The following is a 1,297-nucleotide window of genomic DNA, read 5'->3' on the forward strand; positions in this document are numbered from 1 at the left end:
CTCACCCGCATCGCCCTCGACGACCCCGCCACCCCCTCCGTCCTGGAGAACACCGCCCGGGCGGTCAACGAGCTCAACGACCGTGAGCTCATCGCGATGGTCGAGCCGTTCCTGTCCTCCTGGCAGGACGGCAGGATCCGCAACGACCTGTCCACGGACGCGGTCGTCAAGTCGGTGACCATCGCCTCGGGGCTGGGCCGGCGCACCGCCTACACCTGGCTGAAGCTGCCGGTGGTGGAGAACATGGAGCGCGTCCTGGCCTCTTCGACGCTGCCGGCGCTGCTGCTGGGCGGCGAGGTCAAGGACGCGGAGGCCGCGTTCGCGTCCTGGGGCAAGGCCCTCAAGCAGCCCACCGCGCAAGGCCTGGTCGTCGGCCGCTCGCTGCTCTACCCCGCGAGCGGCGATGTGGCCGGTGCGGTGGACAAGGCGGTGAGCCTGCTGTGAGCGGCAAGTACTACCTGCCGAAGGGGACTTCGGCGGACGGCCCCTACGACGTCCTGGTCACGCCGGAGTCGGCGGGCTGGGGATACTCCGGCCTCAGAGTCGTGACTCTGGAGCCGGGTGAGGCGCACTCCCTGTCCACACACGACTGCGAGTTCCTGGTCCTGCCGCTGACGGGCTCCTGCACCGTCACCACGGACGGCAAGGCCTTCGAACTCGCAGGCCGGACGGGCGTGTTCGCCTCGGCGACCGACTTCGCGTATGTGCCGCGCGAGTCGGAGGCCGTCATCAGCAGCGCGCACGGAGGTCGTTTCGCGCTGCCCTCCGCCCGTACCGAGCAGGGACGGTTTCCCGCTCGGTACGGGCGCAAGGAGGACGTGCCCGTCGAGCTGCGGGGTGCGGGGGCGTGTTCGCGGCAGGTCAACAACTACTGCCTGCCGGGCACCTTCGAGGCCGAGCAGCTGCTGGTGTGCGAGGTCCTCACCCCGGGCGGCAACTGGTCCTCCTACCCGCCCCACAAGCACGACGAAGCCCGTCCCGGCGAGGAGTCCGAGCTGGAGGAGATCTACTACTTCGAGGTCTGCGGGGACCCGAACGGCTTCGGCTACCAGCGCGTCTACGGCACCCCCGAGCGGCCGATCGACGTCCTCGCCGAGGTCCGCTCCGGCGACACCGTGCTGATCCCGCACGGCTGGCACGGACCCTCCGTCGCCGCGCCGGGCTACGACCTCTACTACCTCAACGTCATGGCAGGCCCGGGTCAGGACCGCGCCTGGCTGATCTGCGACGACCCCGCCCACGGCTGGGTCCGCGACACCTGGAAGACCCAGGACGTCGACGACCGGCTGCCCTTCGA

General features: G+C 70.3%; 2 protein-coding genes. Both read left to right on the forward strand.

Annotation, left to right across the window (positions count from 1 at the left end):
* Positions 1-444: Cgl0159 family (beta/alpha)8-fold protein (locus ACWD4O_RS48775; RefSeq protein ID WP_451289598.1), on the forward strand; the 444-nt coding region annotated here is incomplete at its 5' end.
* Positions 441-1,297, forward strand: an 857-nt coding sequence (gene iolB / locus ACWD4O_RS48780) for a 5-deoxy-glucuronate isomerase (RefSeq protein ID WP_451289599.1), incomplete at its 3' end; no start/stop codon positions are given. The genes ACWD4O_RS48775 and iolB, both read left to right, overlap by 4 nt.

It is taken from the genome of Streptomyces sp. NPDC002623 (assembly GCF_053592635.1).